The organism is Citricoccus sp. NPDC055426, assembly GCF_040677445.1.
Classification (GTDB): domain Bacteria; phylum Actinomycetota; class Actinomycetes; order Actinomycetales; family Micrococcaceae; genus Citricoccus.
This window is the reverse complement of the sequence record NZ_JBFARZ010000001.1, coordinates 728,063-747,832: the sequence shown is the minus strand read 5'-3', so window position 1 is coordinate 747,832 and position 19,770 is coordinate 728,063. Positions and strand designations below refer to the sequence as shown.

The 19,770-nt window shown below is 70.4% G+C and carries 23 protein-coding genes; 12 read left to right on the top strand and 11 right to left on the bottom strand.

All coding sequences use genetic code 11. The features are described 5' to 3' along the window. Nucleotides 1–81 precede the first annotated feature (81 nt). The 3 genes from AB0K08_RS03445 (at nucleotide 82) to AB0K08_RS03435 (ending at nucleotide 2,493) form a co-directional block, all read left to right on the top strand. Entirely contained in the window at nucleotides 82–357 is a 276-nt protein-coding gene (locus tag AB0K08_RS03445; RefSeq protein WP_363351654.1) for a type II toxin-antitoxin system death-on-curing family toxin, read from the top strand. Continuing rightward, a complete protein-coding gene (locus tag AB0K08_RS03440) occupies nucleotides 354–1,559 on the top strand; it encodes an AMP-binding protein (protein ID WP_363351652.1) in 1,206 nt (401 codons plus the stop codon). Before AB0K08_RS03445 ends, AB0K08_RS03440 begins: the two co-directional genes overlap by 4 nt. Nucleotides 1,560–1,623: 64 nt before the next feature. Further along, nucleotides 1,624–2,493, top strand: a complete 870-nt coding sequence (locus tag AB0K08_RS03435) for a 1,4-dihydroxy-2-naphthoate polyprenyltransferase (RefSeq protein ID WP_363351650.1) — start codon at nucleotides 1,624–1,626, stop codon at nucleotides 2,491–2,493. Nucleotides 2,494–2,502: 9 nt separating this feature from the next. Here the strand turns inward: AB0K08_RS03435 and AB0K08_RS03430 are convergent, their stop codons facing one another. Continuing rightward, nucleotides 2,503–2,817, bottom strand: a complete 315-nt coding sequence (locus AB0K08_RS03430) for a DUF4229 domain-containing protein (RefSeq protein WP_363351648.1) — start codon at nucleotides 2,815–2,817, stop codon at nucleotides 2,503–2,505. An 86-nt stretch (nucleotides 2,818–2,903) separates the two neighbouring features. Between AB0K08_RS03430 and AB0K08_RS03425 the strand changes: the two genes are divergently transcribed. The 4 genes from AB0K08_RS03425 (at nucleotide 2,904) to AB0K08_RS03410 (ending at nucleotide 6,483) form a co-directional block, all read left to right on the top strand. Further along, nucleotides 2,904–3,344, top strand: a complete 441-nt coding sequence (locus AB0K08_RS03425; protein ID WP_363351646.1) for a PLD nuclease N-terminal domain-containing protein — start codon at nucleotides 2,904–2,906, stop codon at nucleotides 3,342–3,344. A 78-nt stretch (nucleotides 3,345–3,422) separates the two neighbouring features. Continuing rightward, nucleotides 3,423–3,761 (top strand): hypothetical protein, encoded by a 339-nt coding sequence (locus AB0K08_RS03420; RefSeq protein ID WP_363351644.1) that lies wholly within the window; start codon nucleotides 3,423–3,425, stop codon nucleotides 3,759–3,761. A 10-nt stretch (nucleotides 3,762–3,771) separates the two neighbouring features. After that, complete coding sequence (locus tag AB0K08_RS03415; RefSeq protein ID WP_363351642.1) at nucleotides 3,772–5,775, top strand: alpha/beta hydrolase; 2,004 nt, start codon at nucleotides 3,772–3,774, stop codon at nucleotides 5,773–5,775. 153 nt (nucleotides 5,776–5,928) lie between these two features. Then, nucleotides 5,929–6,483 carry a hypothetical protein gene (locus AB0K08_RS03410; RefSeq protein ID WP_363351640.1) on the top strand — a complete coding sequence of 185 codons (555 nt, stop codon included), beginning with the start codon at nucleotides 5,929–5,931 and terminating at the stop codon, nucleotides 6,481–6,483. Between the two features lie 89 nt (nucleotides 6,484–6,572). Here AB0K08_RS03410 and ccsB read toward each other — a convergent pair whose 3' ends face one another. From ccsB to AB0K08_RS03385, 5 genes are all read right to left on the bottom strand, one after another. Next, nucleotides 6,573–7,715 (bottom strand): c-type cytochrome biogenesis protein CcsB, encoded by a 1,143-nt coding sequence (gene ccsB / locus AB0K08_RS03405; RefSeq protein WP_363351638.1) that lies wholly within the window; start codon nucleotides 7,713–7,715, stop codon nucleotides 6,573–6,575. Nucleotides 7,716–7,718: 3 nt separating this feature from the next. Next, on the bottom strand, nucleotides 7,719–9,359 hold the full coding sequence (locus tag AB0K08_RS03400; RefSeq protein ID WP_363351863.1) for a cytochrome c biogenesis protein ResB: 1,641 nt from the start codon (nucleotides 9,357–9,359) through the stop codon (nucleotides 7,719–7,721). A gap of 137 nt (nucleotides 9,360–9,496) precedes the next feature. Continuing rightward, entirely contained in the window at nucleotides 9,497–10,297 is an 801-nt protein-coding gene (locus AB0K08_RS03395; RefSeq protein ID WP_363351636.1) for a cytochrome c biogenesis protein CcdA, read from the bottom strand. 8 nt (nucleotides 10,298–10,305) lie between these two features. Next, nucleotides 10,306–10,995 carry a TlpA disulfide reductase family protein gene (locus AB0K08_RS03390; RefSeq protein WP_363351634.1) on the bottom strand — a complete coding sequence of 230 codons (690 nt, stop codon included), beginning with the start codon at nucleotides 10,993–10,995 and terminating at the stop codon, nucleotides 10,306–10,308. A gap of 137 nt (nucleotides 10,996–11,132) precedes the next feature. Continuing rightward, nucleotides 11,133–11,801: a histidine phosphatase family protein gene (locus tag AB0K08_RS03385; RefSeq protein ID WP_363351632.1), complete on the bottom strand. Its 669-nt coding sequence runs from the start codon at nucleotides 11,799–11,801 to the stop codon at nucleotides 11,133–11,135. Nucleotides 11,802–11,882: 81 nt separating this feature from the next. Between AB0K08_RS03385 and AB0K08_RS03380 the strand changes: the two genes are divergently transcribed. The 3 genes from AB0K08_RS03380 to AB0K08_RS03370 all read left to right on the top strand — a co-directional run bounded on the left by AB0K08_RS03380 (nucleotide 11,883) and on the right by AB0K08_RS03370 (nucleotide 14,537). Continuing rightward, nucleotides 11,883–12,653, top strand: coding sequence for a hypothetical protein (locus AB0K08_RS03380; RefSeq protein WP_363351630.1), 771 nt, complete (start codon nucleotides 11,883–11,885; stop codon nucleotides 12,651–12,653). Nucleotides 12,654–12,683: 30 nt separating this feature from the next. Continuing rightward, nucleotides 12,684–12,830: a hypothetical protein gene (locus AB0K08_RS03375; protein WP_363351628.1), complete on the top strand. Its 147-nt coding sequence runs from the start codon at nucleotides 12,684–12,686 to the stop codon at nucleotides 12,828–12,830. A 120-nt stretch (nucleotides 12,831–12,950) separates the two neighbouring features. Continuing rightward, a complete protein-coding gene (locus tag AB0K08_RS03370; RefSeq protein ID WP_363351626.1) occupies nucleotides 12,951–14,537 on the top strand; it encodes a DUF222 domain-containing protein in 1,587 nt (528 codons plus the stop codon). Here AB0K08_RS03370 and AB0K08_RS03365 read toward each other — a convergent pair. The 5 genes from AB0K08_RS03365 to AB0K08_RS03345 all read right to left on the bottom strand — a co-directional run bounded on the left by AB0K08_RS03365 (nucleotide 14,534) and on the right by AB0K08_RS03345 (nucleotide 17,303). Further along, nucleotides 14,534–15,184: a redox-sensing transcriptional repressor Rex gene (locus AB0K08_RS03365; RefSeq protein ID WP_363351624.1), complete on the bottom strand. Its 651-nt coding sequence runs from the start codon at nucleotides 15,182–15,184 to the stop codon at nucleotides 14,534–14,536. The genes AB0K08_RS03370 and AB0K08_RS03365 overlap by 4 nt on opposite strands. Then, nucleotides 15,181–15,450, bottom strand: coding sequence for a glutaredoxin family protein (locus AB0K08_RS03360; protein WP_363351622.1), 270 nt, complete (start codon nucleotides 15,448–15,450; stop codon nucleotides 15,181–15,183). The genes AB0K08_RS03365 and AB0K08_RS03360 overlap by 4 nt, the downstream gene beginning before the upstream one ends. A gap of 96 nt (nucleotides 15,451–15,546) precedes the next feature. Further along, nucleotides 15,547–15,645: an AURKAIP1/COX24 domain-containing protein gene (locus tag AB0K08_RS03355; RefSeq protein WP_009882927.1), complete on the bottom strand. Its 99-nt coding sequence runs from the start codon at nucleotides 15,643–15,645 to the stop codon at nucleotides 15,547–15,549. A 149-nt stretch (nucleotides 15,646–15,794) separates the two neighbouring features. Further along, nucleotides 15,795–15,986, bottom strand: a complete 192-nt coding sequence (locus tag AB0K08_RS03350) for a helix-turn-helix domain-containing protein (RefSeq protein ID WP_363351619.1) — start codon at nucleotides 15,984–15,986, stop codon at nucleotides 15,795–15,797. Nucleotides 15,987–16,166: 180 nt separating this feature from the next. After that, nucleotides 16,167–17,303, bottom strand: a complete 1,137-nt coding sequence (locus tag AB0K08_RS03345) for an acetoin utilization protein AcuC (protein ID WP_363351861.1) — start codon at nucleotides 17,301–17,303, stop codon at nucleotides 16,167–16,169. 275 nt (nucleotides 17,304–17,578) lie between these two features. On the opposite strand from AB0K08_RS03345, the gene AB0K08_RS03340 reads away from it, so the two are divergent. Further along, nucleotides 17,579–19,105 (top strand): potassium transporter TrkG, encoded by a 1,527-nt coding sequence (locus tag AB0K08_RS03340; protein WP_363351617.1) that lies wholly within the window; start codon nucleotides 17,579–17,581, stop codon nucleotides 19,103–19,105. Continuing rightward, nucleotides 19,098–19,769 carry a TrkA family potassium uptake protein gene (locus AB0K08_RS03335; protein ID WP_363351615.1) on the top strand — a complete coding sequence of 224 codons (672 nt, stop codon included), beginning with the start codon at nucleotides 19,098–19,100 and terminating at the stop codon, nucleotides 19,767–19,769. The genes AB0K08_RS03340 and AB0K08_RS03335 overlap by 8 nt, the downstream gene beginning before the upstream one ends. Nucleotide 19,770: the final 1 nt, after the last annotated feature.

Genomic DNA, 19,770 nt, shown 5'->3' with positions numbered 1-19,770 from the left:
ACAGCATGATCCCGAGTTCGAGCATGCCCTCGAGGACTCTGTCGAGCGGTGGTCGGAGACCCTGGAGATCCTGGCCGACCGGTGACACGGCATCTCACCGTCGCGGAGAAGGCCGGGGTTCTGATGCACGGAATCCTGCGCAACCACCCCTTCGCCGACGGCAACAAGCGCACGGCCTGGATCTCTGTGCAGGTCTTCCTTGAACTGAACGGTGCCCGGATTGTCGGCGTGGGACAGCTGGAGGCCGCCGATGCAGTCTGTGAAGCGGTCGTCGACCGCTGGTCCCCTGCGGACATCACCCACTGGCTCTCAGCACGCATGGTCGAAACGCCCTTCACGGATGGTCCACTCTCATGAGCCTCACGGACGCCCAGCTCGACCACGCCCTGCGCGCGCTCTCCGCCGCGCTGGACGGCTCCGGGCCGCCGGTGGAGTTCACCGCGGACGGCCGGGTGCTGACCCGCCCCGAGGCCACGGATCCGGCGCGCGGCGGCTCCGCGGACGTGGCGGCCGTGGTCCGCACCTCCGGCTCCACCGGCACCCCCAAGCAGACCCTGCTGACCCGCGACGCCCTGGCCGCCTCCGCCGCCGCCACGGCCGCCCGGATCGGCGGCGAGGGGCAGTGGCTGCTGGCGGTCGGCCTGCAGTTCGTGGCCGGGCTGGCCGTGCTCTCCCGCTCCCTGGCGGCCGGCACCACGCCGGTCCCGTTGGCCCCGGGGCCCTTCACCGCACGCGGCTTCGCGGAGGCGGTGGACCGGATGGAACGCGGCACGGGGTTCCGCGCCGTCTCCTTGGTCCCCACCCAGCTCGCCCGCCTCCTCGGTCCCACCGAGCCCGACGCCGGCCCCGGACTGCTCGCGCTGCGCACCTTCGACGCGGTGCTGGTCGGCGGCGCCCGGGTGCCGGACACGGTCCGCGCCGCGGCGGCGGAGGCGGGCATCAACCTGCACCTGACCTACGGGATGAGTGAGACCTGCGGCGGCTGCGTCTATGACGGCGTGCCCCTGGACGGGGTCACCGCCGACCTCGTCGGCGAGGATCTGCCGCGGCTCCGCCTGGCCGGACCGATGGTGGCTGCCGGCTACCTCGACGACTCGCGGCGCACGGCCGAGCACTTCGGCGGCGGGAGCTTCCTCACCGAGGACACCGGCACGGTTCAGCCCCACCCGCACCGCCCCGGACAGCAGCACCTCACCGTCACCGGCCGCGTGGACGATGTCATCAACACCGGCGGGGTCAAGGTCTCCGCCACCCGCATCCAGCAGGTCCTGGAGTCCTTCCCCGACGTCGGCGCCGCCTTCATCGGCGGAGTGCCCGACGACGAGTGGGGCCAGCGCGTCTGCGCCGCCGTCGCGCTCGGTGCGGCTCGCACCCGGCCGCCGGCCGGCGTCGTGCCTCAGGCCTTCAGCGAGGCCGCCGCCCGGGACGCGATCCGGGCCGAGCTGGGTCCGGCCGCCGTCCCCAAGCGGTGGCTCGTCCTCGAGGAACTGCCGCTGCTGCCCAACGGCAAGACCGACCGGCAGGCACTGCTGAAACACTTCATCTCCACCACCCCCTGACTTTGAGGGCGATCCCCACCGGTGGGGATCGCCCTCACAGTGCCCGATGGAAGGAACCACCCCCATGGCCACAGCCGCCCAGTGGATCGAGGGCGCGCGACTGCGCACCCTGCCGATGGCGATCGCCCCCGTGCTCATCGGCTCCGCCGCCGCCTACGCCCTCGGCGGCTTCCACCTGGGCCGGGCGCTGCTGGCGCTCGTGGTGGCACTGGCCCTGCAGGTCGGCGTGAACTACTCCAACGACTACTCGGACGGGATCCGCGGCACGGACGAGCACCGGGTGGGCCCCCTGCGGCTGACCGGCTCCGGCGCCGCGCCGGCACGCACCGTGAAGATGGCCGCGTTCGCGTGCTTCGGCCTCGGCGGCCTCGCCGGCCTGGTCCTGGTGGTGTGGGCGGGCACGTGGTGGCTGATCGCCGTCGGCGTGCTGGCCATCGCGGCCGCCTGGTACTACACGGGCGGCAAGAAGCCGTACGGCTACATGGGCCTGGGCGAGGTCTTCGTGTTCATCTTCTTCGGGCTCGTGGCCGTGCTCGGCACCACCTACACCCAGGCCCTGGCGCTGTCCGGGCCCGCCTGGGCCGGCGCGGTGGGCTGCGGGCTGGTCTCCACGGCCCTGTTGATGGCCAACAACGTCCGGGACATCCCCACCGACCGCGAGTCCGGCAAGATGACGCTGGCGGCCCGCCTCGGGGACGCTCCCGCCCGCTGGTCCTATGTGGTGATGGTGGCGGTGGCCGTGGTGCTGCCGCTGTTCTTCACCGGGCAGCACCCCTGGCTGTGGCTCGTGCTGCTGACCGCCGCCGTGGCCGTGCGCCCCTCGGTCACCATGGTGCGCTCCACCGACCGGAAGGACCTCATCCCGGTGCTGAAGCTGACCGGTATCCTGGGCCTGGTCTACGCGGTGTTGTTCTCGGCCGGACTCGTGCTGTAGCGGCTCGGGCTACTTGTCCTTCGGCTCCCAGGGGCCCGATTCAGATCCGGGCTCGAAGTAGCGGCCCTCGGTGTAGGAGTCCTCGGCGTCCGCATCCGCCTGCTCCGAGGCGAAGCGCTCGGTCTTGCCCCGGCCCTCCCAGGCGCTGGCCACGTCCTGTCCGGCCCCCGTGCGCAGGTCGTTGAAGAAGAGGTAGCCGACGGCCAGGGCGATCACGGCCGCGGCGATCGTGGAGAAGATCCACCCGAGGTTCAGCAGCATGCAGGCGCCCCAGACCACGAAGAAGACGGCCAGGCGGATCAGGGCATACTTGAAGACTCGCACCCCGGCAGTCTACCGCCGTCCGCTGCCGTCCATCGCTCAGAAGCCGTCCGTTTAGCCAGCGAGGGGCCCGTCCGTAGAATGGGTGCATGCCCCGATTCCTGATCCCCCTCGGCATCGTCGCCCTCGGCCTCATCATCTACGCCCTCATCGAGGCGCTGATGACGCCCCGTCACCAGGTGCGCGCCATGCCCAAGGCCGTCTGGATCGTGCTGATCATCCTGGTCCCGCTGGTCGGCGCGCTGCTCTGGCTGTTCCTGGGCCGGCGTCGTGGCTCTACCGGTTCCGGCGGTCCGACGGCGGGCCCGGCCCGGCCGGTGCGCCCGCAGTCCCCCGACGATGACGCGGCCTTCCTGCGCCAGCTCGACGTCCAGCGCAAGCAGCAGTCCCGGCAGGCAGAGCTGGACCGCCGCGAGGCCGAGTTGAAGGCCAAGGAGGCCCGCGAGGCCCGGAAACCCGGGGACAACGGCACCGGCGAGTCCGGCGAGACCAACACCCCCAAGCCCGACGGCGGCGCCGACCAGTCCTGAACGGTCCCCTCCCAGCCCGGTTGACGATGGGGAGTTCTCCCCATCGCGGCATCCGTCCTCCGCTGTGATGCTGGAGGAGTGGCACACGACATCCAGCCCGAGGGCATCCACTCCACCCTGGTCCGGGTGGCCGGCGACGGCCAGAGCCTGGACACTGCAGCCCTCGCCGCCCGAACGGCCGGGGACGACCTCACGGGCGCCTTCGGCACCGCCTCCACGGCGAGCGCCGCGTTCTCCGGCTTCTGGGAGCCCCGCTCGGACACCGGCGAACGGATCTCCAACCTCCTGCTGCACCAGGCCTCCTGCGTGGCCGATGCCGCCGACGCCTTCATCGAGTCTGACGGCACCATGAGTTCCGATGCCCGATCGGCCATGGGTTCGATGGCGGATATCCCCCTCCCCGAGGACGAGGGGTGACCCGCAGACCATGACCCTTCCCGCACTCACGACCTATCCGGCGGTCGAAGCCGACTGGGACGTCCTCAGCGACGCGGCCTCGGACCTGAAGACCGCGTCGAAGGACGCCCGCGAGTCCATGACCGATGCCTCCTCCTCCTGGAGGGGATTCCGGACCTGGTACCGGCACGACGGCACCGAGGACGCCGTGTGGACCGGGCTGGATGCCCTGGAGCCCCACGCCGAGGACTGGGCCTCCGCCCTGTCCGCCGCGAAGGACGCCGTCGACGATTTCGTGACCACCGGCAAGCCCCTCCAGACCGAACGTGAGTCCTTGGACCGTGCCGAGCCGGGGCTGACCTCTCGCCGCAGTTCGGCCCTGTCCTCCGATGACGAGGCGTTGGTGGAGGAGGTCAGGCAGGACATCGTCGCCTTCAACGAGCGGGCCACCGACCTGAAGACCGACTGGGACAACGCCCAGGAGACCTTCGAGACGGCGATCGGGGCCATCTCCCTCGGCACCACGGCCGGACTGCCGATCGTCAGCGCCGCCCGGGATGCAGACACGCAGATCCTGGACTGGGCGGGGATGACGAGCGAGCTGGACGAGAAGTTCGGCGAGATCGATCCGAAGACCATCTGGCGGGACCTGCGGGGCCTGGGTGATGAGGAGCTCCGAGACTGGCTGCTGGCCAATCCGGAGGCCGCCCGCGCCCTGGCCGAGAACGAGCTGCCGGGCCATCCGGTCCCCGGATCCGCTGAGGAGGCCATCGCGGAGGCGGCGGCGGATGACGCCCATCTCACCGAAGAGGGCATCGCCGGCATCCGAGCGGCATGGCTGGGCCTGGAGGACCACGAACGCGAGCGCCTGATGCTGCTCTACCCCGCGATCATCGGCAACCTCAACGGCATCCCCCTGGCCACCCGCGGCCAGACCAACCAGGTCACCGTCGCCGGACTGCGGGAGCAGACGGCGGAGAAGCTCGCCGAGCACCGGGACAACAAACCGCAGTACGCCCCGGGCAATGCCTACGAGCGCGGCCAGTGGGATGACGAGGAGCAGCGGCTGGAGACCGTGCTGAAGGGGCTCACCCAGGCGTGGGACGCCTACGGCCGCGACCAGTTCCCCGAGCAGCAGGCCGGATACGCCACCGATCCAGACAAGTACGTCCTGCCGGGCTATTCCACCCTCTATGTCTCCACTGAGGGGCTCGGACAGATCGCGACCATGAGGGGCGAACCGTCCCCTGACACCGAGCGTGCCGTGACGTTCGTGCCCGGCACCAACACCACCATCGCCAGTGTGGACGGTTACAACGGCTCCCTGGACGCCATGGACGGCGACGATCCCGAGGGCACCGTATCGATCTACTGGCAGGGCACCCACCTGCCCCAGGACCTGGTCCGGGACAATGCCACCGCGCACTTCAACGAGCAGGGCGCTCCGCTGTTGGCCGCCTTCGACCACGCCGCAGACCTGGAGATGTCCACAGACCGCCATCGGGACGTCCCCACCACCTACGTGGGCCACAGCGCCGGGGGGTCCCTGCTGGGCACGGCGGAGCGAGAGGGCCTGGACTCCACGAACATCGTCTATGTTGCACCGGCTGGCAACGGCCACGAGGTCTCCTCACCCGAGGACACCGAGAACGAGTATGCCTACCGGTACCTGATCCAGACCAATGACGACCCGATCTCCTGGGCCCAACTGCTCGGCGGCGGGGCGCAGAGCGGCTCCTTCCTGGAGGGCTCCAACCCGGTGCACCAGATGGGTGCCGTTCGACTGGAGTCAGGGTTCATGGGGGACAACACCACGGTGATGGGGGGCCACACGGACTACTTCGAGCACGAATCCACTTCCGCCGGGAACATCGCCGGTGTGGTCTACGGAGGAGATGTCGCCCCCTACCTGGAACCGGAGGTCCACACCACCTTCGGCTCGCCATACCCCTACATCGAGTACCCGTTGGAGGCAGACGTGGACCACTACCGCGAGCATGGCATCCCCACGGTGCCGGTCCGAGACCTGCGTTGACCGCCCCTTCCGGCGACCGCGAAGGAGACCGTGTAAGACTGGATTCACACCGCGATGAAACGGGGCCGCATCATTCACATGAGCAGATCACGAACCCGCCGCAGCACCGCCATGCTGGTGCTCGCAAGCACGGCACTGGCACTAGGGGGATGTATGAATCCTGATACCGGTAACACCTCGGACCCCGAGGCCCGTTCCGCGGAACAGGGCAGGGCGCTGGAGGAGGAGATGCCCGCACTGGTCCGCGCGGCTGGGTGGGAGACCATCGGTCAGCTGAATGAGAACAGCTGTCTGGGCACGCCCGACCCGGAAAAGGCCCCTCGCAAGACCCATTGGACGGGGGCCTCCGGGCGCTCCGGCATCCCCCGGGACGAGGCCGAACACACAGCCGAGCTCATCCGCGCAACGGCAGAGCAGCGGGGTTGGGAGAGGGTACAGAGAGGAGCAGCACCGAACACGGAGAACCTCTACGCGGCGGAGAAGGGTGACCTGACGCTGAACGTCACCTACTCCTCCGGCACCGGCCGGCCCGGGCTGTCGCTGCGCCTCTCGACCCCGTGCCTGGACATGCCAGCGGGACACACCATGTCCCGCTCCGAGCTGGACCCCATGTACGGCTCCTCAGACCCGCTGTATCCGAACGACGACCGCTCGAAGTTCACCAACGGCGAGCCCAAGCCCCTCCCCTCCCCATCACGAGAGCGCTAGTTGCGGTCCGGCCCGGCGTGTCCCTACCCGTAGCGCGGCCGTGATCTGACGGTGGCGGCCGGCCGTGATCTGACGGTGCGGGCCGGGACCTACTCCGGGATGCCGGCGTAGGAGTGCAGGCCCGGGAAGTAGGTGTTGACGATCGTGAAGTTGAAGACCAGGCAGGCGAAGCCGATGATGGACAGCCAGGCCGCCCGGTCCCCGGTCCAGCCGCGGGTCGCGCGGGCGTGCAGGTAACCGGCGTAGACCACCCAGATGACGAAGGTCCACACCTCCTTGGTGTCCCAGCCCCAGTAGCGCCCCCACGCGGCCTCGGCCCAGATGGCGCCGGCGATCAGGGTGAAGGTCCACATCACGAAGCCCACGGCGTTGATGCGGTAGGACCAGTTCTCCAGGCTCAGCGCGGAGGGCACCAGGCGCATGAACGCGGGCCGGCTGTCGCCCCCGGCCCGCATCCGCGCCTCGCGGCGGTGCTGGATCAGCTGCAGCACGCCCATGGCGAAGGTCAGGGTGAACAGGGCGGAGGCCAGCACGGCGATCGAGACGTGGATGACGATCCACGGGGACTGCAGCGCCGGCTGCAGGTGCGCGATCGGGGTCGGGAAGCCCATGGTGGCCGCGGCCATCATGACCACCACGAGCCCCGTGACGAACGTGCCCAGGAAGCGGATGTCCTTGCGGATCAGGAACAGCAGGTAGACCGCGGCCACGAGCAGCGCGCCGGTGGTGCAGAACTCGTACATGTTGCCCCACGGCACCCGGTGGGCCGCCACGCCGCGGGCGATCACGGCGAAGGCGTGCAGCAGCATGCCGATCACCGTCAGCGCCACCGCCACGTTGGCCGCCGGCCGCCGGGTGGTGCCCAGATAGGCCATGTCGTCGTCCACCAGGTCCACGCCGTGTCCCGCCGCCTGGTCCCCGTCCGCGCCCCCGGCGCCCTTCCTGCGGGAGCCGGGCGCCGCCGTCGTGCCCTGTCCTGCCTTCTTCTCCGAGCCCACGACGCCGGCCCCCACCAGCTGCTCCCGGCGCGCCTCGGCCTCGGAGCGGGTCTCAGCGCCGGTCTCAGCCCCGGCCGCTTCCTCCGCCGCCAATTCCGCCTCGAGGGTGCGGATGGTCCTGGAGGAGGTCGACAGGTCGATGGCGAACACGATGAAGGCGACGGCGTAGACGAGGGCCGCGATCAGCATGAAGAGGTCGCTGTAGCTGGCCAGCTGCAGGTTGATGGAGGGCATGGCTTACTCCGGTCGGTTCGGCGTGGTTGATGCAGTGGATGAAGCAGGGGTTGACGCAGGGGTGGGACTATTCTCGGCCTCGGGGGCCACCACGGGCCAGGACTTCTCGAACTGGCGCCGCAGGCTCACGTTCTCCTCGCGCAGGCCGAAGTCCTCACCCCGGGCGAGCAGTCCGTACTCGACCATGGTGGACCCGTCCGGCCCGGCGGCGCCACGGACCCACGCGCGGCGGCGGCGCACGAACAGGCTGACCACCAGGGAGACGAGCGCCAGCACGGAGAAGAAGCCCACGCCCCACTTGCCCGGGTCGTAGTGGATGTCCAGGCCCACGTAGCGTTGCACGCCGTCGAAGCTGATGGACCCCTTGCCCTCGGGCAGGTCATAGGACTCCCCCGGCTGCAGCGTGATGCCGCCGGCCTCGAGGTTGCGGTTGTTCAGCTCGCTCAGCTCGTCGGTGTCCAGCACGTACACGTTCTGCGGTTCGCCGCTGTCCAGGCCGAGGTCCCCGTAGTAGGAGTTCAGGTTCAGCTCGGGGTTGTACAGCTCCGGGTCCACCGAGACGGCCACCCCGTCCTCCCCCGTGTAGGCGGAAGGCAGGAAGAAGCCCACGAAGCCGAGCTGGTCCGGCTGCGCGTCCGGCGCCTTGATGACCATCAGGGACGTGTAGAGCTGGTCCTGGACCTGCGCCACCACGGGGCCCTCGAAGGCGATGTCCCCGTTGCCGTCCCGCACCGTGACCTCCGGGGCGTAGCCGTTGCCCACCAGGTAGACGCGGGTGCCGCCGATGTCGAAGGGGTGGTTGACCTTCAGCTCCTGTTGCCGGGGCTCTCCGTCGGTGCCGTCCTGGACCGTCATGTGGGCGGTGAAGTCCAGCGGCTGGCCGTAGTGGGTCTCGGACTCGCGGTCGAACTCCGCCTCGAAGCCGTCCAGGGTCATGGAGAACGGTGCCAGTCGGTCCTCGGAGAAGGCGCTGCCGGGGGTGAAGGAGTCGTAGGCCACGAGGGTGTTGGCGAAGCCCTCCCCCTCCACGATGATCTTCTGCCCGGAGTAGCTGAGCAGGCCGCCGACGGCCATGAAGGCCAGGACGCCGATCAGGGAGAAGTGGAACAGGAGGTTGCCGATCTCGCGGATATAGCCGCGCTCGGCACCCACGGAGGCGCCGCCGTCGGGCTCCTGACGGATCTGAGTGCGGTAGCCGCGCTTCTTCAGGATCCGTGCCGCCTCCGCGACGGCCTCCGCCGGGGACGGCCCGCGGGGTTCCAGGACGACCTTGCCGTACTCGGGCAGCCGGGACAGCCGGCGCGGGGTGCGCGGCGGGGCGGACCGAAGGTCCTTGGCGTGCTTCACGGCGCGCGGGAACACGCAGCCGATCAGGGAGACGAACAACAGGATGTAGATCGCGGAGAACCAGACGGAGGAGTAGACGTCGAACATCTGGAACCGGTCCAGCCACTCACCCTGGACCGGGTTTTCCTCGAGGTACTGGTCGACGATCTCCGGGCCGGCGGGACGCTGTGGGAACAGGGAGCCCGGCACGGCGGCCACGGCCAGCAGCAGCAACAGCATCAGCGCCGTGCGCATACTCGTCAGCTGCGTCCAGGCGAAACGCAGGGAGCCGGCGAATCCCAGGGCCGGTAGGGCCACGTCGTCCCGGCCGCGGTTCTTCCCGGGACCGGCGGAGTTGGAGGGGCCGGACGGCCCGGTGGACCCGGTGGGTCCGGGGGGCGCCGTGTCCGACTGGGCCTCCTCCACGCGGGTAGCCCGCACGTTGTCTTCCTGGCTCAAATCGGCAGCCTCACTTCATTCGCGAACCAGGTCTGCAGCTGGACCACCCAGGTGTTCCACAGCCCGGAGACCATCAGCGCGCCGAGGACGATCAGCAGCCCGCCGCCGGCGCGCATCACGGCGACCCGGTGCGTGCGGAAGAACTTCAGGGCGCCCATGCCGCGGCGCAGGCCCAGGGCGATCAGCAGGAAGGGCAGCCCGAGGCCCAGGCAGTAGACGAAGGCCAGGAACGCGCCCTTGCCCGGGTTCGTGGAGCCCGCGGTGGACATGGCCAGGACGGCGGCCATGGTGGGGCCGATGCAGGGCGCCCAGCCGAGGCCGAAGGTCACCCCGAGCACGGGGGCACCCCACAGCCCCGCCTTCGGCTGCACGTGCAGGCGGCGGTCCTGCTGCATCAGGTTGAACCCGCCCATGAACACCACGCCCAGGACCATCACCACCACCCCGAGCATCCGGGTCAGCCACTCGCCGTCTCCCTGCAGCCAGATGGTGATCTGGGAGAAGACGATCCCCACGAGCACGAACACGGCGGAGAAGCCCAGCACGAACAGCGCGATGCCGAGGAACATCCGGCCGCGCCTCTGGTCCGCCAGGTCCGCCCCCGTCAGTCCCGTCACGTAGCCCAGGTACCCGGGCACCAGTGGCAGCACGCACGGTGAGAGGAAGGAGACCAGCCCGGCCAGCAGGGCGATGGGCGTGGCCAGCAGCAGTGAGCCGTCCATGACGATCTCGGCGAAGGGGTTGTTGGCCGTGGTGACGGCGGCGGCGGCGGCGGTGCCGGCGGTGGCCTGCAGCATGGGGCGGCTCAGGCCTGTCCGCCGGCCGACGCGTCGGCCGGCTCCTGCTCTGCCGTGGAGATCAGGGAACTGAGTGTGGAGCGCTCGGCCACGCCGAGGATGCGGGCGGAGACCCGTCCCTGGCGGTCCAGCACGATGGTGGTGGGCACGGCCTGCGGCGGGACGAAGTCCGTCATGGCCAGCAGTACCTGTCCCCCGCGGTCCTCGAGCGAGGGGTAGGTGATGCCGAAGTTGCGCTCGAAGGCCTCGGCGGTGCCCGCGGTGTCCCTCACGTTGACCCCCACGAAGCGGACGCTCTCGGGTTCCCACTCCTCATGCAGAGACTGCAGGTCCGGGGCCTCCACGCGGCACGGCGCGCAGGCGGCGTACCAGAAGTTCAGCACCACGGGGCTGCCGGCCCAGTCGGCGGAGTCGACCTCCTCGCCGGAGAAGGCGGTGGAGGTGAACCGCACGGGGTCCCCGCGGTCCTCGGGGGCGATCTCCAGCACGGAGCCGTCCCCGGCGATGTAGTTCTTGCCGTCCGCGTTGCCGGCCTGCGCGGCCAGCGGATCCTCCGGGGAACATGCCGCCAGCAGCGGCAGTGCGGCCAGCCCGGCGAGACCGGCGAGGACCCGGCGTCGGCTCGGCCCGGCGCCCGGGGTGTCACCGGCGGCTGAGCCGGTGCTGCGCGGGGTGCGGGGCTGCTGCGGAAGGGTCATAGGGGTCGTGATACTCCACTGGGGGTTGGGCGTCCGTTGGATTCTACCGCTTGTAGTAGAAACGGGAGGAATCGTCCCCGCCCGGCTCCGGGGTCCGGCTCCGGGACCGGGCTCTGGGGCCCAGCCCCGGCTCTAGTTCAGGCTCCGGGCAGGTTGGAGGCCTGGGCCAGCAGGGCCTCATTGGGCTCGCGGTACTGCACCCGCGGAGCGGCGCCCTCCCGCTCGAAGTGCAGGGAGGTCACCGAGGTGAGGGTGCACTCGCGCTGGCGCGGGTCATGCCACAGCGGCCGGCCCTCGGCAGAGAGACGCGTCACCCAGATGGGGAGCTGGTGCGAGACGATGATCGCCTCCGCCCCCTCGCCGCCGATCTCCACCGCCCGGCGCCGCACCTGGTGGATCCCCTCGACCATCCGCGCCACCTGGGAGTGGTAGGGCTCGCCCCAGGACGGGCGCAGGGGGTTGAGCAGGAAGGGCCAGTGCCGCGGCTTCCAGAGCTGGCGGGACACCCGCGAGGCACCCTCGAAGTGGTTGGTGGCCTCGAGGAAGTGGTCATCCACCCCGGGCTCGAGAGACAGCGCACGTCCCACCGGCGCCGCCGTCTCCCGGGCTCGCTGCAGCGAGGAGGACACGAGCAGCACCGGAGCTCGTCCCGCGGCGCGGGCCTCACCGGCGAACCAGTCGCCCAGGTCCGCGGCCATGCGGTGTCCGAGTTCGGAGAGCCCGAAGCCGGGGATGCGGCCGTACAGCACCCGGTCCGGGTTGTGGACCTCTCCGTGGCGGACAAGGTGGACGGTGGCAAGAGGCATGGGTCCATACTGTCAGAATCGGACGCTAGCGTTGGACCCGAGCCACCGTGCACGCCCGAGCCCCCGGAGGAAAGACCCGTCATGAGCGACCAGCATCCCGACCAGCCCGGCCAGGGGCCCGATGACCGTCCCCAGTACGGCATCCGCCTGACACCGGAGCAGCAGGCCGAGCACCAGGCCCGCCTTGAACAGGTGCGGCAGGAACGCGAAGCCCAGCAGGGTCAGCAGGGCTCATCCCCGTATGGCCAGCCCTCTCCGTATGGCCACCCCTCTCCATACGGGCAGGCACCGCAGGCCCCCCAGGGGCAGTCCCCGTCCGGCCAGTCGCCCTACGGCCAGCCGCCCAGCCAGCAGTATCAAGGGCAGCAGTATCCGGACCAGCAGCACCCCGGCCAGCAGCCGTTCGGTCCGATCGAGAGGCCGCAGAGCATCATCCGCTCGTACTGGCTGATCATCGCCGCCGGTATCGCCTTCCTCATCGTCGAGATGATCAACCTGCTGTCCCCCAGCATGGGGCTCACGCCGGAGATGATGGACCTCTACCGCGAGCAGATGGAGGCCTCGGGTGTCACCGTGGACCTGGAGTCCCTGATGCCCACGGTCCGCGTGGTCGCGGCCGTCTTCACGGCCATCCTGGTGGGGCTGTACTGGCTGATCGCCACCGGTATCCGCCGCGGCTCCAACCTCGCCCGGATCTTCGGCACGATCCTCGCTGCGATGTCCCTCCTGGGTGTCTTCGGCCCGGGGTTCATCTATGTGATCCTGGGCGTGGCCGGAATCGTCTACGCCTACCTGACACCCTCCAGCGAGTACCTCCGCGCCAAGGCGTGGGAGAAGGCCATGCGCCGCTGACCTGGGGCCCTGCTGATCGGGGAGCACCTCATGAGGGTGGTTGACATGCGCCTGCCGTGGATCGGGCCGGTGCCGGTGGAGGATCCTGCTGGCGCTGGCGTGGACCAGTCGCGGCATCGGGCGCCGCCGTTCCTCCCCTACGGCGCGGGTTGGATCGACCCGGTCGACCTGCCGTAGTCGTGGCGGACGGCCGCTTCCTCGGGCGTCCCCATGTGTCGGGTGTTCTCAGGTGTCGGGTGTCCACAGGCTGCGGGTGAGGTCTTTACGGTGTCCGGGCCACCCCGTAGTGTAGTACACATGTTCGAAGGCGGGGTGCGGGAGGGCCAGGGTGCAGCGGATCTGCTGGCCTGCGCCGCCGTGCTGGCGGGTCTGCCGGTGCCGGTCTCGGAGGCCGAGGCGGTGGACCGGATCCGGGTGCTGGAGGAACTCAAGGCGGCCTGCGCGGCGGCGCAGGCCCGGACCACGGCGGCCCTGCACGGGCTGAGGACGAAGGCCGAGGCGGAGCAGGGGGTCCCCGCCCGGGAGCGTGGCCGGGGGCTGGCCGCGGAGGTCGCCCTGGCCCGTCGGGAGTCGCCGAACACCGGGTCTCGGGACCTGGGGCTGGCCCGGGCCCTGTGTGAGGAGATGCCGCATACCCTGGCCGCGTTGACGCGGGGGGTCATCTCGGAGTGGAAGGCCACCATCCTGTGTCGGGAGACGGCCTGGCTCTCGGTGGAGGACCGCCGCCAGGTGGACGAGGTGATGGCGGCCCAGCTCGAGGAGCTGGGGGTGAAGAAGCTGGCCGGGGTGGCCCGGGCCCATGCCCAGCGGTTGGACCAGGCCTCGGCCGTGGAGCAGATGAACCGGTCCGTGCGGGAGCGCCGGGTCTCGGTGCGTCCGGCCCCCGGGGGCATGGCCTACCTGACGGCCCTGTTGCCGATGGCCCAGGCCGTCGGCTGCCTGGCACGCCTGAAGAAATCAGCGGCCACCACCGTCGGGGCCGGCGCCCGGGCCGAGCGGACCCAGGACCAGGTCATGGCCGACCTCCTCGTGGAACGCCTCACCGGACAGGCGACGGCCGAGGACGTGCCGGTGGAGGTCCACCTCGTCATGACGGACCGCTCCCTCTGGGGCGGCACCCGGCCCGACGCCCCCGGCCAGGACCCAGCCACTGAGGGCGAGTCGGAGGGGTCGGAGACTCCGGCGTGGTTGGTCGGGCATGGCCCGCTGCCGGCGGAGGTGGCCCGGAGGGTCATCACGGATTCGGCGGCGGAGGTCTTCATCCGCCGGCTGTACACGGAGCCGATCTCCGGGCAGCTCGTGGCCATGGATTCGCAGCGCCGTACCTTCAGCGGAGCCCTTCGTCAGCTGATCCTGGTGCGGGACGACACCTGCCGCACCCCTTACTGCGACGCCCCGGTGAAACACGTCGACCACGTCACCCCGTACCGGGACGGCGGACCCACCAGTGCCTCGAACGCCTCCGGGCTGTGCGCCCGGTGCAACTACTCCAAAGAGAACCCGGCCTGGTCCCATGCCTCGGACGGCGACCGGCTGGCGGTCACCACCCCCACGGGCCACCGCTACGCGGCCCGGACCGGCCCACTCGTGGCCGGAGCACCACCCCACACAAGCACGCCACCCCGAACGACACCACCGCCCGGACCATCACCCCGAGGACCCTCACCTGCGCCACCCCACCGTGCACGCCACCTGCCACCCCGACCCCCGGAGGAGGACCAACCGGACCCCGTGCTCGGCCACGTGACCTACCGACCGGTCAACAGCGTGCTCGAACGGAGCATCATCCAACTACTGATGACCGCTGCGATAGCGCAACGCACAGACACTGAGCCCCCGGCCACCCCCGCCACTCCCCTCCATCATCAGTTTCGAAGCGGCTAGGGCCGCAACTCGGCCTGGTGGAAGGCCAGGATCTGCAGCTCGGTGGACAGGTCCACGGCCCGCACGCTGACTCCCGGCGGCACCGTCAGGTCCACGGGGGCGAAGTTCAGCAGCCCGCGGATCCCGGCGGCCACCAGCCGGTCGGCCACCGGCTGCGCAGCGGTAGTCGGCACGGCCATGATGGCCAGCCGCGCCCGCGAGGTGGAGACCGCGTCCTCCAGCTCGTCGATGGGCTGCACCACCACCGCGCCGCGCCGCTGCCCGATGAGGTGGGAATCGGCGTCGAGCACCGCGCAGAGGCGCAGGCCGCGTTCCTCGAAGCCGGCGTATCCGGCCAGCGCCGAGCCCAGGTGACCGGCCCCGACCAGGACCACCGGCTGGTCCTCCACGAGCCCCAGGGCGCGACTGATGGCCTGCTGGAGTGTCGCCACGGGGTATCCCACCCCACGGCGGCCCAGTTGTCCGAGACCCGCCAGATCCCGGCGCAGCACGGCGGGGCTGGCCCCGGTGAGCTGGGCGAGTTCGGCGGAGGACACCCGGACGGTGCCCGCGCCCGCCAGAGAGGACAGCGCCCGCAGGTAACCGGGCAGCCTGGCGACGGTGGGGCGGGAGAGCCCGGAACCGGGGCCCCGGCGGGAGTCGGTCATGCGCTGCCCGCCGTGAGCAGCCGCTCGAGCCGGACGGGGTCGATCCGCCAGAAGTCCCGTTGGACACCGTCCACCATCAGCACGGGGATCTCCTCGGCATGGCGTTCGGCCAGCTCCGGGTGGTGGCCCACGTCCACTGCATGCCACCTGACGCCGTGCCGGGTGCACACCTCCTCCACCACGGCCAGGGCGTCAGCACACAGGTGGCAGCCGTCCTTGACGAGGAGTTCGACGCGGGGCACGGTGCGGGGCTGGGAGTCAGTCATCGGCTCCATAGTAGGCCCGCTCAAACGCCTCCGGGGCCCTCCTGCCTTGCGGCGGGAGGGCCCCGGAGCGTTCGACACCTCGTACGTGGTGGGTGTCTACTTCTTGTTGCGGCGCTGGTGACGCGTCTTGCGAAGTTGCTTGCGGTGCTTCTTCTTGGACATACGCTTACGGCGCTTCTTGATGACTGAACCCATAGGGAAACCTCTTATGTGGTTGGTGAACCGGCAACGACATCGCGTTGCTGGCCCGTGGATCTGTGGTCAAAACGATCCCTAACACCTTACCCTGACTGCTGGTGTGGCGACGAACCGGGACCGTCGGCCGGCCTGTGGGGCCGGCTGTGTCAGGCGCTGCCGCCGTCCGTGCCGGTGGCCCGGACGTCCGTGGACCCGGTCTGCAGGATCTGCTCGACGGCGGATTCGGGGACCCGGTAGGACCGGCCGAAGCGTACGGCGGGGAGTTCGCCTGCATGGATCATCCGATACACGGTCATGCGGGACACCCGCATCATCTCGGCCACTTCCGTGACCGTCATGAAGCGCGTGTCGGCGAAATTACCGGCATCTACCACTTGCGTTCCCCTTTTCCACTGCCCTGGCATCTTCTGGCGGCACTCTACGTCTGCCGCGCCAGGCGTGGCATCCTCGGACATCCTATCGAACACTCGGCACACTCCCGTCAGGGGAGGCACACCCACTGAGCATACAACGGCGTGTCAGTCGAACCAGGGATCGAGCCCATGATAGGGAAAAATCTCCTTGCGCGTCGCCATGATCGTCTGGTCCACCGCGTCCGAGGGGTCGTAGCCGACCTCCCAGGAACGCCACCAGACATCGACCCCATCGGACATGGTGGCGGGGATCCCGGCCAGGCCGTCGTCCGGCCCCAGCCCGGCCGCCCGGGCGGCGTACTCGCGCCAGGCCGCCGGGATCTCCGCGCCGCCCCTCACCGGCGGACCCGTCACCGCGGCCACCAGGTGGGTCCACGTCCGGGGCACCACGGAGAAGGGGCTGTATCCCCCACCGCCGGTGGCCAGCCACCGGTCCCCTGCGTGGTCCCGGGCCCAGTCTGCGGCGTCCAGGGCGAGCTGGCGCTGGCCCTCCACGGACATCCGCAGATTGGTCAGCGGATCGTCGGCGTGCCCGTCACATCCGTGCTGGGTCACGAGCACCTCCGGTCCGAAGGCCGCCAGCAGCTGCGGCACCACGGCGTGCACGGCCCGGAGGTAGCCGGCATCGCCCGTGCCCGGTGGGAGCGCCACGTTGACGGCCGAGCCCAGCGCCTGTGGGCCGCCGGCGTCGTTGGCGAAGCCGCTGCCGGGGAAGAGCGAGACCCCGGTCTCGTGCACGGAGATCGTCAGCACCCGGGGATCGTCCCAGAAGATGGACTCGACACCGTCCCCGTGGTGGGCGTCCAGGTCCACGTACGCCACCCGCTCGGCGCCCAGGTCCAGCAGCCGCTGGATGGCGGCGGCGCAGTCGTTGTAGATGCAGAACCCGCTGGCCCTGCCCCGGCCGGCATGGTGCAGGCCGCCGGCGAAGTTCACGGCGTGCCGGACCTCCCCGGCCCACAAGGCCTGGGCGGCGGCCACGGAACCCCCGAGGATCCGGGCGGAGGCCTCGTGTATATGCGGGAAGACCGGGTTGTCCTCGGTCCCCAGACCCCGTTCCGGATCCTCGGGCAGGTCCCCGGAGCTGACGGCCCGGACCGCCCGGATGTACTCGGGGTCGTGCACGGTGGACAGCAGCTCGTCCGAGGCCACCTCCGGCTGGAGGAGCCGCACCCCCGGACGGTCGAACAGGCCGAAGGCCTCGGACAACCGATACGTCAGGTCCAGCCGGACGGGTGCCATGGGATGGGCGGCACTGAACCGGTACTGCAGCAGGGACTCGTCCCAGACAACGGCAGAGGCGCCCTGTGGGCCCGCCTCGGCGCTGGGCGCGGCACCGAGGGCTCCGTGGGGTGTGGTGGTCATCACCTCCCAGACTATGCTTCCTTCGGCCCCCGAGGGCGGTGCATGACGCCATGACTCCCGATCCGATGGTGGATGATGGGGATCGGTCAGGGCGGACGGCCTCCACGCAGGTCACGGCCGTCGAGTCGAGGGAAGGGAGGTGGGGCAACGGCATGACCCGGCACCAGCGCACGCCCGGCCCATGGTCCCGGCGGCGGGCCCGGGGACGGATCCCGACGCCGTCCTCCGCTCCCTCGCCCCGCCCGGCTGCCTCGGTCCGCGGGCGGTTCGTCCCGCGCGTCGGGCCCCGCTCCCCCGGCACGGAGGGAACCGGGCTCTGGACGCTCCTGGACCGCCTGCGGCGCTTCGTCGCCTCCGTGGCCGGTGCCTCGCCGGCCCGGGCGGCCCTGCTGGCCTTCGCCCTGGTGATCCTGGTCTTCACCGCGTTGCTGTCCCTGCCGTTCGCCTCCCGGACCGGGCGGATCACCGCCTTCCACGACGCCCTGTTCGTGGCCACCTCCGCCGTGTCCGTGACCGGGCTGACCCCGGTGAACACCGCCGAGCACTGGAGCTTCGCCGGACAGCTGGTCATCCTCGTGGCGATGCAGATCGGCGGGCTGGGGATCCTGTCCATGGCCGCCCTCCTGACGCTGGCCGTGTCCAAGCGGCTGGGCGTGCGCTCCAAGCTGATCACGCAGGAGGGCATGACCACCGGGCGGATCGGTGAGGTCGGCGCCCTGCTGCGCGTGGTGGTGGGCACCACCTTCCTGTTCGAGGGGGTCCTGGCCGTGGTGCTGGTGCCCCGGTTCATGGCCCATGCCGGCTCGCTCGCCGAGGGCCTGTGGAACGGGATCTTCTACTCGGTGTCCGCCTTCAACAACGCCGGGTTCACCATCCACCCGGAGGGGCTGGTGCCCCTCATGCACGACCCCTGGATCATCTGGACGCTGATGGCCGGCGTCTTCGCCGGGGCCCTGGGCTTCCCCGTGGTCATGGTGCTGCTGAAACAACGGTGGCGGTGGTCCCGGTGGAACCTGCACACCAAACTCACCGTCACCACCACCGTGGCCCTCGTGCTCGGCGGCGCCCTGATGATCGGCGTGTTCGAGTGGTCCAACCAGGCCACCCTCGGCCAGTTCGGGGTGGCCGAGCGGATCCAGTACTCGCTGTTCGGCTCGGTGATGTCCCGTTCCGGGGGGTTCGCCCTCTATGACATCAACGCCCAGTCCGCGGAGACGCTGCTGCTGACCGATGCCCTGATGTTCGTGGGCGGCGGCTCGGCCTCCACGGCCGGCGGCATCAAGGTCACCACCCTGGCGGTGATGTTCCTGGCGATCGTGGCCGAGGCGCGCGGCGACCGCGAGGTCACGGCCCACGGGCGCACCATCGCCCCCGAGTCCCTGCGGGTGGCCATCTCCGTGCTCGCGCTCGGTGCCACGCTCGTGCTGGTCGGCACCATGGCGCTGGTGGCCATCTCCGACGAGTCCCTGCAGCGCCCGCTGTTCGAGGTGCTCAGCGCCTTCGGCACCTGCGGGCTGACCACGGGGCTCACGGCCGAGTTGCCCCCGGCGGGCAAGTACGTGCTGACCGTCCTGATGTTCGCGGGCCGGGTTGGTACGATCACCTTCGCATCCGCGCTGGCCCTGCGCCAGCGGCGCAATCTGTTCCGGTACCCCGAGGAGAGGCCGATCATTGGCTGAGAAACGTCCGGATCCCCATGCCCCGGTGCTGCTGATCGGCCTGGGACGCTTCGGCGCCGCGGTGGGCGAGCAGCTGATGTCCCAGGGCCGTGAGGTGATGGCGATCGAACGCGACCGGGGCCTGGTGCAGAAGTTCTCGGGGACGCTGACCCACGTGGTCGAGGCCGACGCCACCGACCTCGAGGCACTGCGCCAGCTCGGCGCCCAGGAGTTCGCCACCGCCGTGGTGGGCGTCGGCACCTCGATCGAGTCCTCCGTGCTGATCACCGTGAACCTGGTGGACCTGGGCGTGGAGCACATCTGGGTCAAGGCCATCACCCCGGCCCACGGCAAGATCCTGCGCCGCATCGGTGCGCACCACGTGATCTTCCCCGAGCACGATGCCGGGGTCCGCGCCGCCCACCTGGTGGGTGGGCGCATGCTGGACTTCATCGAGTTCGACGACGACTTCGCGATCGTCAAGATGTACCCGCCCACGGAGGCGGTGGGCTTCACCCTCACCGAGTCGGATATCCGCGCCAAGTACGGGGTGACGATCGTGGGCGTGAAGACCCCGGGCGAGGACTTCACCTACGCCCAGCCGGACACCATGGTGGGCCCGAGGGACACGCTGATCGTCTCCGGCCACACGGACCTGCTGGAGCGCTTCGCCGCCCGCCCCTGAG

Bases quoted from the DNA above. Each gene is read 5' to 3' on its own strand.
- AB0K08_RS03385 (WP_363351632.1), bottom strand. From the start codon at position 11,801: ATGCCTCTTGCCACCGTCCACCTTGTCCGCCACGGAGAGGTCCACAAC.
- AB0K08_RS03435 (WP_363351650.1), top strand. From the start codon at position 1,624: ATGGCCACAGCCGCCCAGTGGATCGAGGGCGCGCGACTGCGCACCCTG.
- AB0K08_RS03410 (WP_363351640.1), top strand. From the start codon at position 5,929: ATGAATCCTGATACCGGTAACACCTCGGACCCCGAGGCCCGTTCCGCG.
- AB0K08_RS03350 (WP_363351619.1), bottom strand. From the start codon at position 15,986: ATGACGGTCACGGAAGTGGCCGAGATGATGCGGGTGTCCCGCATGACC.
- AB0K08_RS03395 (WP_363351636.1), bottom strand. From the start codon at position 10,297: ATGCTGCAGGCCACCGCCGGCACCGCCGCCGCCGCCGCCGTCACCACG.
- AB0K08_RS03380 (WP_363351630.1), top strand. From the start codon at position 11,883: ATGAGCGACCAGCATCCCGACCAGCCCGGCCAGGGGCCCGATGACCGT.
- AB0K08_RS03370 (WP_363351626.1), top strand. From the start codon at position 12,951: ATGTTCGAAGGCGGGGTGCGGGAGGGCCAGGGTGCAGCGGATCTGCTG.
- ccsB (WP_363351638.1), bottom strand. From the start codon at position 7,715: ATGCCCTCCATCAACCTGCAGCTGGCCAGCTACAGCGACCTCTTCATG.
- AB0K08_RS03440 (WP_363351652.1), top strand. From the start codon at position 354: ATGAGCCTCACGGACGCCCAGCTCGACCACGCCCTGCGCGCGCTCTCC.
- AB0K08_RS03425 (WP_363351646.1), top strand. From the start codon at position 2,904: ATGCCCCGATTCCTGATCCCCCTCGGCATCGTCGCCCTCGGCCTCATC.
- AB0K08_RS03390 (WP_363351634.1), bottom strand. From the start codon at position 10,995: ATGACCCTTCCGCAGCAGCCCCGCACCCCGCGCAGCACCGGCTCAGCC.
- AB0K08_RS03375 (WP_363351628.1), top strand. From the start codon at position 12,684: ATGAGGGTGGTTGACATGCGCCTGCCGTGGATCGGGCCGGTGCCGGTG.
- AB0K08_RS03345 (WP_363351861.1), bottom strand. From the start codon at position 17,303: ATGGCACCCGTCCGGCTGGACCTGACGTATCGGTTGTCCGAGGCCTTC.
- AB0K08_RS03415 (WP_363351642.1), top strand. From the start codon at position 3,772: ATGACCCTTCCCGCACTCACGACCTATCCGGCGGTCGAAGCCGACTGG.
- AB0K08_RS03365 (WP_363351624.1), bottom strand. From the start codon at position 15,184: ATGACCGACTCCCGCCGGGGCCCCGGTTCCGGGCTCTCCCGCCCCACC.
- AB0K08_RS03355 (WP_009882927.1), bottom strand. From the start codon at position 15,645: ATGGGTTCAGTCATCAAGAAGCGCCGTAAGCGTATGTCCAAGAAGAAG.
- AB0K08_RS03340 (WP_363351617.1), top strand. From the start codon at position 17,579: ATGACCCGGCACCAGCGCACGCCCGGCCCATGGTCCCGGCGGCGGGCC.
- AB0K08_RS03360 (WP_363351622.1), bottom strand. From the start codon at position 15,450: ATGACTGACTCCCAGCCCCGCACCGTGCCCCGCGTCGAACTCCTCGTC.